This window comes from Arthrobacter sp. AOP36-A1-22 (genome assembly GCF_052377615.1).
Lineage (GTDB): Bacteria > Actinomycetota > Actinomycetes > Actinomycetales > Micrococcaceae > Arthrobacter_H.
Window position 1 is genome coordinate 1 of the sequence record NZ_JBQSWX010000025.1, and the last position, 12,114, is coordinate 12,114.

Consider the following 12,114-nt stretch of genomic DNA (forward strand, 5'->3'; position numbering starts at 1 on the left):
GTGGTCATGTGATCTTCCTGCTGGCTCTCGTAGGCGTCCTTGGAGTCTCCGCATCCGGGCCCCTCGTTGCGGCTACGCCCAGTGTCCCGCCTTTGGCCATGGCCTTCTGGCGCAACGGACTCGGTGCCGGCGCCATGGGCGTGATGGCCACGGTCCAAAGCCGCGGACGACTGCGGTTCCCCACGCACCGCGAATGGAAGTACTGCCTGATTGCGGCCGTCGCGTTGGCCCTGCACTTCGCCACGTTCATGACCTCGGTACGTTTGACCACCGTCGCTGCGGCTACTGCGCTGGTGTGCCTGCAGTCCGCCTGGATCGCCGGCTTCCAACGACTCCGTGGAGCTGCTCTGGGCAAGCAGGTCGGGTGGGGCATGGCCCTGTCCTTGGCCGGAGTCGTTGTCATCACCGGTTTCGATGTCGGCGACGGGTCGGCAGAAGCCCTCCTCGGAGACCTACTGGCATTGGTCGGAGGAGCCTTTGCGGGGGCCTACACGCTTGCCGGTAGCAAGGCCCGGGCCACGATGGACACCGGAAGCTATACGACGGTGTGCTACGCCTTGACGGCCGCCATGCTCTTGATCATGTCCGTGCTCATGGGGGAACAGCTCGTCGGGTTCCCGCTCGCCGGATGGGTCGGGATCATCGCGCTGACGGTTGCCTCCCAACTGCTGGGCCATACTGTCTTCAACCACCTGGTCGTGGCCTTGGGGCCACTGGTGGTCTCGATGATCATCCTGCTGGAGATCCCGGGAGCGGCGATCCTGGCCGGGATCTTCCTGGGTCAGAGCCCGCCGGTGGGAACGTACCTGGGGCTGATCCTGATCCTACTCGGGCTCCTGGCAGTGGTCTGGGGGCAAGGGCGGAGCCTACGGCACCTGCCAGCCGTCCAGGATGACTGAGCACCAGACAAGACAAAAGCGGCGGTGATCCTTCAGGATCACCGCCGCTTCACGCGTTTCGGATGAATGCTTACTTATCGTCCGAATCGTCGGCACGCCGGCGTGCGGAGCTCCGCGGGCCCGGCTTCGGGGCGTCCGTGCCCTCCTCGGCGGCAGGGGCCTTTGCGGCCTCGGGTGCCTTCGGTGTCGGCTCGGCTGCGACCGGTGCCTTCGGCTCTTCGGTTTCCGCCTTGGCCTGTGCCGTGGCCTCGGTGACGTGGGTGTGCACGTCCTCGGTCTTCAGCTGGGTCTCGGGAGCCGGAACCGGCGCGGGGACGGGGGCCGGCTCGACCGGGGTCTTCCAAGGATCCTCGACGGGCTTGGAAGCACGCCAGGCGGCCACTCCTGCGGTGACCACCGCGGCGATGATGCCAAAGACCAGGAAACCGCGCTTACGGCTCTGACGGGCCTTTTCGCGCTTGAGCTGCTTGGAGGCTTCCTTGGCTGCGGTCACTGCGGCCTTCTGGGCCCGCTTGAGTGCCTTCTTGTCACCGGTGGCCCGGGCAACTGCCTGCTCGACCTGAGCGGGAACCTGGACATCATCCAACCGACGCGCCGCGTATCCGGCGGCATCGCCCAGACGTGCACTTGCGGAAGGGATGTAGTCATTGACCACGACATCGCGGGCATGCTGCAAGGCCGGGGTGGCTTTGTCGAGGGTTTCCTGCAGCCGCGGAGAAACGTCATCGACGGCCTGGGAGATGCGCGGAGCGACCTTGTCGAGACCGTCTTGGATCTTCGGGGTCACCTTGGCGACACCACCGGCAATTTCATTGGTGGCACGCTGGAATCCCTCCTGGATGCGCGGGGAGGCATTCTCGACGCCCTTCTCAAGCCGGGGCACCGCCCAGTTGACGGCTGCATCTACCTTCGGGGCTGCCCAATCACGGGCATTCCCGGTACCGGCATTGACCGAACAACGCAGATCTCGGGCCATTCGCTTCTTCTTCTTCACACGTTCCTCCCAAGTAGTTGGAGTATCCACGCCTAGCCTACGCGTTGGAGGGTTGACGGGCTATTCACGACGTGGGTGAGGCTACCGTCCAGGACCGATGTTCACTGTCCGCGTAGTCGACCTGCCGCGGGGGCTCACGGATGAGTGCGGGGAAGTGGAAGAATGAAGTCATGACTGCAATCCCCACGCATAAGGCCACCATCCACACGAACCACGGTGACATCGTGGTCAACCTGTTCGGCAACCACGCCCCGAAGACGGTCAAGAACTTCATCGGACTCGCCACCGGCGAGCAGGACTGGACCCACCCGGAATCGGGCGAGGAGAAGACCGGCACCCCGTTGTACGACGGCACGATCTTCCACCGCATCATTTCCGACTTCATGATCCAGGGCGGGGACCCGTTGGGCCAGGGCGTCGGCGGCCCCGGCTACCGATTCGACGATGAGATCAACCCCGATCTGGACTTCAACGAGCCCTATAAGCTCGCCATGGCCAACGCCGGCCTGCAGATGGGCCGGGGCACCAACGGTTCGCAGTTCTTCATTACGACGGTCCCGACCACCTGGTTGCAGGGAAAGCACACCATTTTCGGTGAGGTGACGGACGAGAAATCCCGGGAAATTGCTGCCGCGCTGAACAAGGTTCCGACCGATGGCCGCGATAAGCCGCTTGAGGACGTTGTCGTCTCAAGCATCGACGTCGAGGCCCTCTAGACTCAGGAACAGCCACGGCGGACATCCCCCGCACAGCAAGGGCGGTTCCCCATCGACTCCCCGGAGCCGACGGGGACCGCCCTTTCGTCTTCCATCCCTGACCACGAACCAGGAGCATGACATGGCCTTCGGCCAACCAGAGCAGGAACCCCAGACGCCGGTTCCGACGTGCCCGCGGCATCCCGATCGTCCCTCGTACGTTCGCTGCCAACGCTGTGGGCGCCCCGCCTGTCCCGAATGCCAGCGCACGGCCGCCGTGGGGGTCCAGTGCGTTGAATGCGTCGCGCAGGCAAACAGCGAACGGCGCCGACCGCAGACGGTCACCGGCGGGCGGCTGACCTCTGGACGTCCGACCGTCACGTATGCGGTGATTGCCCTGTGCGTGGTGCTCTTCGGAGGCCAGTACCTGATACCGGGGCTGACGGATCGTCTGCTCTATGCCGGCCTGTACACAGGGAGCGAACCGTGGCGCATGATCACTTCCTTGTTCCTGCACTCCACGGGTCTGATCATGCACATCGCCTTCAACATGTATGCCCTCTACATCCTGGGCCGGGTCCTGGAGCCGGCCCTGGGGCACGTGAGGTTCGCGGTCCTGTACCTGGTGGCCGGTTTCGGCGGCTCGGTGGGTGTGTTGCTTCTTGCGGCGCCGAACGTCGCGGTGGTCGGCGCCTCCGGCGCCGTATTCGGGCTATTCGGCGCGTTCATGGTCGTGACCAAGGCCCACGGTGGCAACCTCGTCCCCGTGTTGGTGATCATCGGCATCAACCTAGTCATCGGTTTCCTGCCGGGCGCCAACATCGCCTGGCAGGCCCACGTGGGCGGTCTGGTCACCGGTGGTGCGGTAGCGGCCGTGTTGGTCTTTTCCCCGCGCGGTAGGAACCGGGCACTCCTTCAATGGAGCGGCATCGGGATCATCGTGGTGGCGCTTGGCGTACTCACCTGGTTGGGCTGGGCACCGATCCGCGCACTGTACCAACCAATAATGGGTTGATCGACCAGCGGTCCGGTTGTATTCGGGTCACATCCACGGGGTGGGCGGTGGAATCATTCCACCGCCCACCCCCTTTTTCGTCGCTCCCGGGGAAGACTATCCACAGGGTTTATCCACATTGTTAATAACTCACAGCCGTGTAATTCACTGAACATTCCGTCCGCGCATCCCCGGGTGCTGGCCCGAAGGCATCAAATCGTGGGCCGATCCGCTTGAATATTCACATAACAATCCACACCTGTGGATAACTGTCGTGCACAGCCTGTGCGTACAGCTTCATGACGAGCTTTCGAGCAGTGCCCGTCGGCCCGGGGACACCAAAACCGCGAAATCACGCGGAAATTCGAACATCGAGTCGTCATCCACAGGGGTTGTCCACATTGTTAATAACTCACACCCATGTAATTCGAATGCCTTCCGGGACCTGCATCCCTGCCAGCGCGGGCTAATCGAACATAGTTACGCACAGCTCTATCCCCAGCTGTGGATAACTATATTCACAGCATGTGCATGACTGGGGTGAACCCGGACCGGAACGCTGATCGACCCCACCAGCAGGCCCCTGACACCACGGTGGAACACGGGGTGGGGAGGTGACGTGGGACAACACTCGCCTGTATCTTGAGTCCACCCTGGAAATTCCGGCGGCATCGGGGCAGGGGATGACTGGAGGATCCATGACCATACGCTTTTCCGCCCTGTCAGCCGTCGATCTCGTTGCCTGGTCCGGTCTGACGAACCTCTTGGCGCAGGCCGATGAGACCGACGAGTTCTACGATGCCGAGGATCTCGCGGAAGAACTGGAAGAACCCGGATTCGATCCGGGACGGGACAGCATCGCGGTGTGGGACGGCGAGGAACTGGTGGGTTTTGGGCAGCTGCGTGTGGCTGACGTGCTCTTCGAGGGCCAGGCCAAGGCAACCATCGATGGTGGAGTGCATCCGGACCACCGGGGCCGAGGAATCGGCCGCCGGATCATGGATGGCCTGGAGGCCCGTGCGCGCGAATTGGCGGCGCAGAGGCACCCCGGGGCTCCGGTGAGCGTGGGTTTGGCAACAGGAGCCGAAGGATCCAGCTCGGGACGCATGGCCGTGTCGCGGGGCTACGCCCCGGTTCGATATTTCACCGACATGATGATCGAGTTGCCGCGTCGGCGCGGTGACACCGTGGAGGCGCCCCCCTCAACGGAAGGGCCGCTGATAGAGGTCTACACCGCAGAGATGGAAGAAGCGGTCCGACGGGCCCATAATGATGCCTTCGCCGATCACTGGGGGGCGGTCCCGAAGACCCGGGAACGATGGGCCGATCAGCAGTCCGCCCGAAGCTTCCGTGCGTCCCTGAGCCCGGTCGTCCGCACCAGGGATATCGGGCTGGATCCGGTGGAAAGCGTCGATGGATATGCCTTGTGTGGTCAATGGGCCGAGGGGGAGATCCATGTCAGCTTGCTGGGCACCAGGAGTCGCGCCCGCCACCAAGGGCTGGCCTCCGCCCTGTTGGATTGGATCGTGACGGAAGCAGAGCGCGATGGGTACCGGATGGTGGACCTGGCGGTTGATTCAGCCAGCCCCACCGGTGCGGGCCGCGTTTACGAACGGGCCGGGTTCACGGCGGTCCGGACCTGGACGGTCCATAGGCGTCAACTGGACTGACCGTGTCGTCGCTCGTCCCAGCCGAGGTTCATGGCCCGGTGAGCAAGCTGATGGCGACCAACAACATGACCGCGGCTACCAGGCCATCCAGGACCCGCCAGGAGCCGGGGCGGGCGAAGAAGCCGGCCAGGAGGCGGGCGCCGAATCCGACCGCCGGAAACCAGAGGAAGCTTCCCAGCACGGCCCCGGCGGCGAAGATCCACCTCCCCGGGTCGCCGTGGGCGCTGGCAATCGTGCCGAGCAGGATCATGGTGTCCAGATAGACGTGGGGATTCAACCAGGTCAGCGCGGCAGCAGTGGCTAGTACCGACCTGCGGGTGGTCCCCGGGGTCCCGCGGTCGACGGTGAGCGCCGCAGGACGGACAACCCGACGCAGCGCCACGAAGGCATAACCGACAAGGAAGGCGGCCCCCGCCCAACGGGCCAGCACCAGCAGCCAGGGGGCCGTGGCGACCAGGGCCCCCACCCCGGCAACGCCGGCGAAGATCAAGACCGCATCGGAGAGGGCGCAGATGAGGACAACGCCGAGCACGTGTTCGCGCCGGATGCCTTGGCGCAGTATGAAGGCATTCTGTGCCCCGATCGCGATGATCAACGCCAAACCGGAACCCAGTCCGGCGAGCAGGGAAGGAAAATAGGTCACTGGTCAACGGTAAGCGGAGCAACATGCAGTAGACCAGCTAAAGATATGCATGGGACATTAGAATATCTAATATGGATTTTCCGGCGGACCAGCTCCGCGCTTTTGCAGCGGTCATCGATACCGGCACCTTCGACGCAGCCGCCACACGGCTCCGGGTGACTCCTTCGGCGGTGAGCCAACGGATCAAGGCGTTGGAAACGCAGGTCGGAACCGTGGTCGTCCGTCGGGGAAAGCCCGCGCTGCCCACGGCCGCCGGCACGGTCTTGTTGCGCCTGGCGCGCCAGACCGATCTCCTGGCTGCAGAAGCCGCGGCGGAACTCTCCGGCGGGGGCGCCACGGACCCTGCCCGGACCCCGGTGCGTGCGGCGGTGAGGGTGGTCGTCAATGCTGATTCCCTGGCGACCTGGTTCCCCGGCGCCTTCAGGTTGTTGGCCCAGGATGGAAGCCTTGAACTCGAACTCCTGCGTGAGGATGAGTCCGTTTCGGCGGAGTTGTTGCGGGCGGGCACGGCGATGGCGGCCGTGACGACCGACGGGAGGGCCGTGCAGGGGTGTTCCACCGAACTCCTGGGGACACTGCGGTACACGGCGATGGCTTCAGCGGCGTTCAGGAGGCACTGGTTCGCTGAAGATCCCCCGCGGGGGCTTGCGGTGGCCCCCATGGTTGATTTTGATCGTTCGGACCAGCTGCAGCACGCGCTGGTCCGATCCGTCTGTGGTGTGCAGGCGGAGCCCCCGAGACACCATGTACCGGACTCGTCCCAGTTCGTCCGGGCGGTCATCGACGGCCTCGGATGGGGGATGGTGCCGGACGCGCAGGACCCGGGAGAGGGTCTGCTGGAGGTCCTGGATCCGCACTGGACCCGCGGGGTCGAGCTGTATTGGCAGCGGTGGAAGCTTGATTCCCCGGCCCTGGCGCGGGTCGGTGAAGCCGTCCGGACAGCTGCCCGGAATTCGGGGGTGTTGGAACTACCCCGTCCCTGAGCACCTGATCCGCGGCCCGAGGCCTGCCAACGAAATGTGTCGGCCTAGCCCCGGGGAACCGGTGGACCGAGCATCAACAGCACCGTAAAGACCACGGCGATGAAAACGATGCCCAGAATGACCGCGGGAAGGGGATGGCGTAGGCACCATGCCTGGACGATTTCGATGAAGCCATGGGGCTCATCCCCGCCGACACCCAGCCTCCAGCCGCCGTCGAGCAGGCCCGCCCGTTTGACGGAGCGTTCGAAAGGCACCGTGCAGAACGGAATGAAGGCGGAGGCCAGCCCCAGCAGGCCCCGGCCGAACGACCACCGTTGATTGACCCAGACGAAGCAGGTCACCACGCAATAGCTGATGAACGTCAGTCCGTGGATGCCCCCGAAGACCGGAACGAATTTGTCGCTGATGTTCCCGTACTTCAAGGCCATTCCCAGCAGCAGAAGCCCCCAGGTGAACATCTCGGCAGTGGCCAGGAAACCATAGAGCCGCTGGGGTGTCAGACGGGATCCGGTCAGAGGGGTGGCAGTGGGAGGCATGGTGTCCTTTCGTCGGGTATACAGCATCTCACGACTAGGTCCCTGCTCCATGGCGGTGTGCTAGCGTGCCGGGCAGGAGCCGATTGCTCCGACCGGACGAGGGAGCCGTACCCGGACAGCGACAAGACGGCCGCCGGAAGGTAACGGTGGTTGATCATGGCGTGGTTCGTGCTGATTGTCTCAGGAATGTTCGAAGCGGTATGGGCGATCGCCCTCGGCAAATCAGAGGGTTTTTCAAAACTGGTGCCCAGCCTCGTGTTCGGAGGCGGGCTCATCGTCAGCATGAGCGGACTGGCATATGCCATGAAGGACATACCAACAGGAACCGCCTATGCCGTCTGGGTGGGCATCGGAGCTTCCCTGACGGTGATCTACGGGATGGCAATCGACGGTGAATCCATCAGTTGGGTCAAGGTCCTGCTCTTGATGCTCCTCGTAGGATGCGTCGTCGGACTCAAATACGTTGACTGAGGCCCTTCGGCCCGGCTAACGCCAGCGCGTCGTCATGAAGAACCCGACCATGGCGATACCGAAGCCGATCACGATGTTCCACCCGCCGGCGATCCCCAACGGAAGAGTGGCCTGGGAGATGTAGTAGGTGATGATCCAGAGCAGCCCCAGGATCATCAGACCGAACATGACCGGCTTGTACCACACCGGAAGGGCCTTGACATCCCCGTTCTTATTGGCGGCTTCAGACTGCCTGCGGGCCTTGCGGCGGGTCCTCGACTCGGGCACTGGTACTCCTGACCTTGGGCGGGTCAAACACTCGTTGTTTGCGACCCGGGCGATACTGTCATGGGTGGGGGCCGGCACAGCAGTATCCATGCGGCCACCCACGTCACCGACATTCTACCGGTACCGCGTCAGGAGGTTTTCGTGCCCGCTGTCCCCGAGTCAACAGCGCCGCTGAAACCCGGGCGTCGACGGAGCCGATCCGCGGCGATCATCGGTGGCCTCGGCGAGGTCCTGGTGACGCTCGGGGTCATCGTTCTCCTTTTCGTGGCATGGGAGCTGTGGTGGACCAACATTGAAGCCGATGGCGCCCAGGAAGAGCTGACGTCCAGAACGCTGCAGGAATTCGCCGGTGGTGATGCGAACGCCTCCACCGGCCCTTCCCAATCGGCAGAGGCCGCCGATGCCGACCGGAAGAAGTACGGCACCCCGGAAAAAACCAACCTGGACGGGGAGGAGACCTTCGGGGTCCTGTATGTGCCGCGCTTCGGGAAGGACTATGCGCGGCCCATCTCCGAAGGGGTAGGCAGCGACGTCCTCGACCATTTGGGCATCGGACACTACCCGCAGACACAATTGCCCGGCGAACAGGGGAACTTCGCCGTCGCGGCGCACCGGCAGACCCACGGACAGGTCTTCTGGGATATCGACAAGCTGGTCGACGGGGACCAGCTGTACGTCCAGACCCGGCAGGGCTACTACACCTACCGGTACCGCAGCACGGAGATCGTCGATCCCTCGGATTCCAAGGTCCTGCTGCCGGTGCCGCACGAACCCGGGGAACAGGCCGGCGAATCCTTGCTGACGATGACCAGTTGCCATCCGCCGTTCACGACACGGATGCGGATCATCGCCTATTCGGAGCTTGAATCATGGCGCCCCTTGGATGCGGGACCCCCAGCGGTGATCGCCGAAGCCGTGGGTCGCGCGACCGGCGGCGGCTGAATCCGGAAATCTACGTCCCCGGTCCGCCACCATCGAAGAACACCACCCCAGTGAAGGAGTCAGAGCGTGTACGCATGGTTATTCGGAAAGCTACCCGGCCCGTGGTGGGTGCGTCTGTTGATTTCAGCATTGCTGGCGGTGCTCGTCATACTGGTGTTGATGGAATACGTGTTTCCCTGGGCCAGTCAGTACAGCCCATGGACCGAATCAACGATTGGTCTGGTGCAGTGACAATGCCCGCCCCCACGCGGATCCTAGTGATCGACAACTATGACAGCTTTGTCTATACGCTGGTCGGCTACCTGCGCGAACTCGGTGCCGAAACGACCGTCGTGCGCAATGACGACGTGACGGTGGCCCAGGCCATTGAACTGGCCGAGGCCCGGGACGGTGTCCTGGTCTCCCCCGGCCCCGGGACGCCCGGCGAATCCGGGGTCTGCATCGATCTCATCCGTTGGTGTGGTGAACACGCCAAACCGATGTTGGGGGTCTGCCTCGGACACCAGGCCCTCGCCGAGGCCTACGGCGGGGTCGTCACGCACGCCGAGGAACTCATGCACGGCAAGACCTCGTCGGTCCATCATGGAACCCACCCGTTGTTCCACGACATCAGCAATCCGTTCACGGCCACCCGCTACCATTCCCTGGCGGCGGTCCGCGCGTCGATCCCGGATGAGTTGGAGATCATCGCCGAAACCGATGGTGGCGTCGTCATGGGTCTGGCCCACCGCGAGGCCCCCCTATGGGGCGTCCAGTTCCACCCCGAGTCGGTGCTCACCGAAGGTGGGTACCACATGCTGGGGAACTGGCTGGAAGCACTCGGCCTCTCCGGTGCGGCGGCCCGCGCCGAGAAATTGAGCCCGTTGATCACCGACTGATCCGGCCACACCTGGCCACTGTTCCGCCCAGCCCCCACCTCGGCAAGGAAGCGGCGTTTCCTGGACGGGACAGCGGCTAGGGGGAGGGTTCGGCTGCCTTCGAGGACTTTGACGCCTTCTTGGAGGCCTTGGCCGACTCGGACGCAGCCTTCTCCGATGACTTCTCGGCCGCCTTCGAACTCTTTGAACTTTCCTTCGCCGACTCCTTGGACTCCTTGGAATCCGATCCGGGTTCGGATTCGGACGGTGGAGCAGAGGGGGATTCCTCCGGTTCCGGCTTCTTCGCGATCTTGACCCTCACGGTGCCGTCCTGATCCAGATCCTTGCCACCCACGGGAGTCTGTTCGATGACGCTATCGACGGGCTTGGAGCTCTCCTTTTCTTCGGATTCGAGTTGCAACCCGACGGCGTTGTCGGAGAGGACCTTGCGCGCCTCGTCCACATCCAGGCCGATGAGCGAAGGAACAGTGACCTTGCCCGTGGAGAGCGTCAGTTCGATCAGACTGCCGGTCTTGACCTTCTCCCCCAGCTTCGGATTCGTCCCGATGAGGCTGCCCAGTTCCACGGTCGCCGTGTTCTCGCGCTTCACATCGTCGGAGACGTCCAAACCCAGCCGTTCCAGCGTGCTGCGCACGGTGGCCTCCGACTGGCCGGCCAGGTCCTTGGGCAGGGTCACCTGTTCGGGGCCCTGAGATACCAGCAGTTGGACCTCGGAGTCCTTGCGTGTCGAGGAGCCGGCCTTCGGGTCGGTTCCCACCACGGAGCCGGAATCGACGTCGTCGTCGTAGACCTCCTTGGTGACGGGCTTCAGATTGGCGGCGTAGATCTTGTTCTGTGCATCGATCACCGACAAGTTCGATACGTCGGGAACGGGGATCATGGCATTGCGTTCCTGCTGGTCCTGGCTCCAGTTCCAGAAGAACCAGGCACCGAGGGCGATGACAATCACCGCCAGAATGGAAAAGACGGTGATCCATGCCCGTCGGCGCGACGTGCGTTGACGGTCGGCCTCGTCGGTCCGGGAGGGGCCCGAAGACCCGGCGAGCAAGGACTCTTGTGAATCGGTGGCGTGCACGGCAGGCTGTTTCCCGGTGTCCCCGGCCCCGCCGGAGCCCTCGGCGGCCAGAGCGGCAGTACGTTCCCTGCCCTCGTTCCCGGGGGGCCCGGAAGCGAGGGCCTGCGTGGGTGGTTCGGTGGTCAGCATCGCCTGGGTCGACATAGGCATGACGGCCAGGGCCTGGGTGGCATCGCCCAGATCCTTCGGAACGGGGCGGTCGTCCTGGGCCGCGCGCAACGCGGCAGCGAAAGCCGCGGCATCCTGATAGCGGTCGTCCCGGTCCTTCGTCAGTGCCGTGGAGATGACCTCGTCGATCCGAGGGCTGATTTCGGGGTTGTGGACGCTGGCGGCGACCGGCTTTTCACTCACATGCTGGAAGGCCACGGAGACGGGACTGTCGCCCGTGAAGGGTGGCCTGCCGGTGAGCAGCTCATAGAGGAGGCAGCCTGCCGAATACAGGTCGCTGCGGGCATCGACGGTTTCCCCGCGGGCCTGTTCGGGGGAGAAATACTGGGCCGTCCCCACCACGACTTGCGTCTGGGTCATGGTGGCCGAGGAATCGGACATGGCGCGGGCGATACCAAAATCCATGACCTTTACGGCGTCGTCGCCGGTGACCATCACATTGGAGGGCTTGATGTCCCGGTGGACGATGCCCATGCGGTGGCTGTATTCCAGGGCCGACAGGACGCCGAGCGTGTACCTGACCGAGGACTGGGGATTCAATTCCCCGGCCTTGGACAGATCACGCAGGGTCTTCCCCCGGACATACTCCATGACGATGTACGGCAGCTTGGTGACGTGGTCCCCCGAAGCATCAACATCCTCTTCGCCGGTGTCGTACACGGAGACGATGGCTGGATGGTTCAACCCGGCGACGGCCTGGGCCTCCCGGCGGAAGCGGGTCTGGAACACCGGATCGCGGGCCAGGTCGCGACGCAGCAGCTTGATCGCGACCTCGCGCCCGAGCCGGAGGTCGCGGGCATGGTAAACATCCGCCATGCCGCCGCGACCAATGAGGTCGCCGACTTCATAGCGGGCGTTCAGGATTCGGGGTTCAGTCACACATTTCCTCTGCACGCCTC

14 protein-coding genes, 1 pseudogene and 1 riboswitch are annotated in these 12,114 nt (G+C 64.1%); of the genes and pseudogenes, 10 read left to right on the forward strand and 5 right to left on the reverse strand.

What is annotated here, in order from left to right; genetic code table 11:
- The coding region (locus ACT3S2_RS13195) for a DMT family transporter (RefSeq protein ID WP_444561799.1) at positions 1-899 on the forward strand (899 nt) is incomplete at its 5' end.
- 70 nt (positions 900-969) lie between these two features.
- Here the strand turns inward: ACT3S2_RS13195 and ACT3S2_RS13200 are convergent.
- Positions 970-1,893, reverse strand: a complete 924-nt coding sequence (locus ACT3S2_RS13200; RefSeq protein ID WP_444554473.1) for a hypothetical protein — start codon at positions 1,891-1,893, stop codon at positions 970-972.
- A 170-nt stretch (positions 1,894-2,063) separates the two neighbouring features.
- On the opposite strand from ACT3S2_RS13200, the gene ACT3S2_RS13205 reads away from it, so the two are divergent.
- The 4 genes and pseudogenes from ACT3S2_RS13205 (at position 2,064) to ACT3S2_RS13220 (ending at position 5,252) form a co-directional block, all read left to right on the forward strand.
- Positions 2,064-2,609 (forward strand): peptidylprolyl isomerase, encoded by a 546-nt coding sequence (locus tag ACT3S2_RS13205; RefSeq protein WP_444554474.1) that lies wholly within the window; start codon positions 2,064-2,066, stop codon positions 2,607-2,609.
- A 121-nt stretch (positions 2,610-2,730) separates the two neighbouring features.
- Positions 2,731-2,844: pseudogene (locus ACT3S2_RS13210) on the forward strand (rhomboid family intramembrane serine protease); the annotation flags it as partial.
- A 237-nt stretch (positions 2,845-3,081) separates the two neighbouring features.
- Complete coding sequence (locus tag ACT3S2_RS13215) at positions 3,082-3,603, forward strand: rhomboid family intramembrane serine protease (protein ID WP_444554494.1); 522 nt, start codon at positions 3,082-3,084, stop codon at positions 3,601-3,603.
- Positions 3,604-4,280: 677 nt separating this feature from the next.
- Entirely contained in the window at positions 4,281-5,252 is a 972-nt protein-coding gene (locus ACT3S2_RS13220; protein WP_444554475.1) for a GNAT family N-acetyltransferase, read from the forward strand.
- 28 nt (positions 5,253-5,280) lie between these two features.
- Here the strand turns inward: ACT3S2_RS13220 and ACT3S2_RS13225 are convergent, their stop codons facing one another.
- Positions 5,281-5,895 (reverse strand): LysE/ArgO family amino acid transporter, encoded by a 615-nt coding sequence (locus ACT3S2_RS13225; RefSeq protein WP_444554476.1) that lies wholly within the window; start codon positions 5,893-5,895, stop codon positions 5,281-5,283.
- A gap of 71 nt (positions 5,896-5,966) precedes the next feature.
- On the opposite strand from ACT3S2_RS13225, the gene ACT3S2_RS13230 reads away from it, so the two are divergent.
- On the forward strand, positions 5,967-6,878 hold the full coding sequence (locus tag ACT3S2_RS13230; protein ID WP_444554477.1) for an ArgP/LysG family DNA-binding transcriptional regulator: 912 nt from the start codon (positions 5,967-5,969) through the stop codon (positions 6,876-6,878).
- A gap of 44 nt (positions 6,879-6,922) precedes the next feature.
- Here ACT3S2_RS13230 and ACT3S2_RS13235 read toward each other — a convergent pair whose 3' ends face one another.
- Complete coding sequence (locus ACT3S2_RS13235; protein WP_444554478.1) at positions 6,923-7,414, reverse strand: DUF3817 domain-containing protein; 492 nt, start codon at positions 7,412-7,414, stop codon at positions 6,923-6,925.
- A 70-nt stretch (positions 7,415-7,484) separates the two neighbouring features.
- Positions 7,485-7,549: riboswitch (guanidine-III (ykkC-III) riboswitch) on the forward strand.
- 21 nt (positions 7,550-7,570) lie between these two features.
- Here ACT3S2_RS13235 and ACT3S2_RS13240 point away from each other — a divergent pair.
- Entirely contained in the window at positions 7,571-7,885 is a 315-nt protein-coding gene (locus tag ACT3S2_RS13240) for a DMT family transporter (RefSeq protein WP_444554479.1), read from the forward strand.
- 15 nt (positions 7,886-7,900) lie between these two features.
- Here the strand turns inward: ACT3S2_RS13240 and ACT3S2_RS13245 are convergent, their stop codons facing one another.
- Positions 7,901-8,152: a cell division protein CrgA gene (locus tag ACT3S2_RS13245; RefSeq protein WP_444554480.1), complete on the reverse strand. Its 252-nt coding sequence runs from the start codon at positions 8,150-8,152 to the stop codon at positions 7,901-7,903.
- Between the two features lie 141 nt (positions 8,153-8,293).
- Between ACT3S2_RS13245 and ACT3S2_RS13250 the strand changes: the two genes are divergently transcribed.
- The 3 genes from ACT3S2_RS13250 to ACT3S2_RS13260 all read left to right on the forward strand — a co-directional run bounded on the left by ACT3S2_RS13250 (position 8,294) and on the right by ACT3S2_RS13260 (position 9,972).
- Positions 8,294-9,094: a class E sortase gene (locus ACT3S2_RS13250; protein WP_444554481.1), complete on the forward strand. Its 801-nt coding sequence runs from the start codon at positions 8,294-8,296 to the stop codon at positions 9,092-9,094.
- Between the two features lie 66 nt (positions 9,095-9,160).
- Entirely contained in the window at positions 9,161-9,325 is a 165-nt protein-coding gene (locus tag ACT3S2_RS13255; RefSeq protein ID WP_443383319.1) for a hypothetical protein, read from the forward strand.
- A 2-nt stretch (positions 9,326-9,327) separates the two neighbouring features.
- The gene (locus ACT3S2_RS13260) at positions 9,328-9,972 is read left to right on the forward strand and encodes an anthranilate synthase component II (protein ID WP_444554482.1); all 645 of its coding nucleotides are present in this window, start codon (positions 9,328-9,330) and stop codon (positions 9,970-9,972) included.
- A gap of 76 nt (positions 9,973-10,048) precedes the next feature.
- Here the strand turns inward: ACT3S2_RS13260 and pknB are convergent, their stop codons facing one another.
- Positions 10,049-12,094: a Stk1 family PASTA domain-containing Ser/Thr kinase gene (gene pknB, locus ACT3S2_RS13265; RefSeq protein ID WP_444554483.1), complete on the reverse strand. Its 2,046-nt coding sequence runs from the start codon at positions 12,092-12,094 to the stop codon at positions 10,049-10,051.
- Between the last annotated feature and the right edge of the window lie 20 nt (positions 12,095-12,114).